The following is a 1,559-nucleotide window of genomic DNA, read 5'->3' as shown; positions in this document are numbered from 1 at the left end:
CCGCGCTGCAAGGCGGAGGTGCCGCGGCTCACCGGGGCCGGGGCGGGGCGCACGGTCGCCTGCCATCTCAACGATGGCGGGGTGGGGCTGGCGGCATGATGGGGGATCTGGCGACGCGGGTGGCGGTCGATCTCGCCGAGCTTCTCGGTGGCGATTGCCTTTACGTCCGCGCTGGCGCGGTCGCGGTCGGTATAAAGGGAGAGCAACTTCCTGCGCTCTTCGATTGAAAATCCGAGGCTGCGGGATCGCTGGACGAAGCGGAGCCGGTAGACGCCTTCATTGGAATAGTCGCGGTAGCCGTTCGCGGCCCGATCGGCAGTCAAAAGGCCGATGTCTTCGTAGTAGCGGATCGTCTTGGATGACAGGCCTGACTGCCCGGCGGCGGCTCCGATGTTCATGGCGACGTCTCCGAAGCTGTTTCACACCCAATAGAGTTGCCAGTCGCTGGAAGCTCAAGAAGTTTCGCAACGCCCCGCAAAAGTGGCCGCGCAGCCTGTACCGCGGGGCCAGGCCATGTCAGTTGGCGTTTTCGGCGAGCCAAATGGTCATCCGCTCGATCTCGCCGACCTGTGCGGCGATGATCTCTCCCGCAAGCTTGATCATTTGCTCGTCGTCACCATGCTCGAGCAGCACCTGCGCCATGTCGATCGCCCCCTGATGGTGGGCGATCATCCCGCAGGCGAAGGCCACGTCGGCGTCTTCATTCATCATGCCGTCGTGCATGGCGGGCATGCTGATCATCATCCGGCGCATGTTCTCCTGAACGTGCTCGGGCATGGCTTCGAGATCGACGCCTCCCATCCCCATCATGTCCATCATGCCGGAATCCATGCCCCCAGCCTGGTTGTCTTGCATGCCACCATTGCCCATGGCCGAATGGTCCGTTCCGTGCGTGTCGGACGCAGCGGTGCACTGCCCGGGTAGCTTGAGTTCCGCGTCCTGGGCCAAAGCCGGTGCCGAGAATGCGGTTGCGGCGACAGCCGCTGCGAGGATCGTCTTTGCGATATTCATCTTGAGTTCTCCTGATTGTGGGATTTTTTTGCGCGATCAGACCGGCAAATGTCTGGGCGGCGGCAGCACCATCACCGGGTCGCTGCCTGTGCCACGGTCCGCTGATGCAGCTGTCGTCCCGTCATTCCTGGTAAACAAGGGCAAGTCGTCCGGGCCGACTGAAATGCCTGGACAGCAATGCGCCATCACGCAACAGCCGATTGTCGAAGCATCACAGTCGGCATCCATCTTGACGTTGAGATGGCGGTGCTGGTCGTTCTGTTCGCTGTACGCAAGGTGGCCATGCGCTTCCGCTTGCAGCCCGGTATTATAGGATGATGCGAATCCATGGTCAGGCGGCCAGAAGAGGACGATGGTGAGCGTCAGCACCGCTGCCAATCCCATTCTCCATATCCGCGCTGACATTTTCATCGATACTTGCCCATCCGGGGAAAACGATGCCCCAGCAAGTACAACCCGCTTGCCATCAGCGGGTTCCTCTTGGCATCGCCTCCGACAGCCGGCACGGCGTCATGCCGCACGGCGGGGCGGACACCGGCCCGCTGCGC

The 1,559-nt window shown here is 62.3% G+C and carries 3 protein-coding genes; all 3 read right to left on the bottom strand.

Annotated elements, in window-relative coordinates; translation table 11 throughout:
* Window positions 1-398 (bottom strand): MerR family transcriptional regulator (locus ACEW8G_RS15500; RefSeq protein WP_373489296.1); only part of this gene is annotated, 398 nt, incomplete at its 3' end.
* A gap of 118 nt (window positions 399-516) precedes the next feature.
* Window positions 517-1,011 (bottom strand): DUF305 domain-containing protein, encoded by a 495-nt coding sequence (locus ACEW8G_RS15495; protein WP_373489295.1) that lies wholly within the window; start codon window positions 1,009-1,011, stop codon window positions 517-519.
* A gap of 36 nt (window positions 1,012-1,047) precedes the next feature.
* Window positions 1,048-1,389, bottom strand: a complete 342-nt coding sequence (locus ACEW8G_RS15490) for a hypothetical protein (RefSeq protein WP_373489294.1) — start codon at window positions 1,387-1,389, stop codon at window positions 1,048-1,050.
* Between the last annotated feature and the right edge of the window lie 170 nt (window positions 1,390-1,559).

The organism is Blastomonas sp. (assembly GCF_041747255.1).
In the GTDB taxonomy this organism is placed as follows: domain Bacteria; phylum Pseudomonadota; class Alphaproteobacteria; order Sphingomonadales; family Sphingomonadaceae; genus Blastomonas.
The sequence above is the reverse complement of the archived record's forward strand: the minus strand, read 5'-3'. Positions and strand labels throughout refer to the sequence as shown.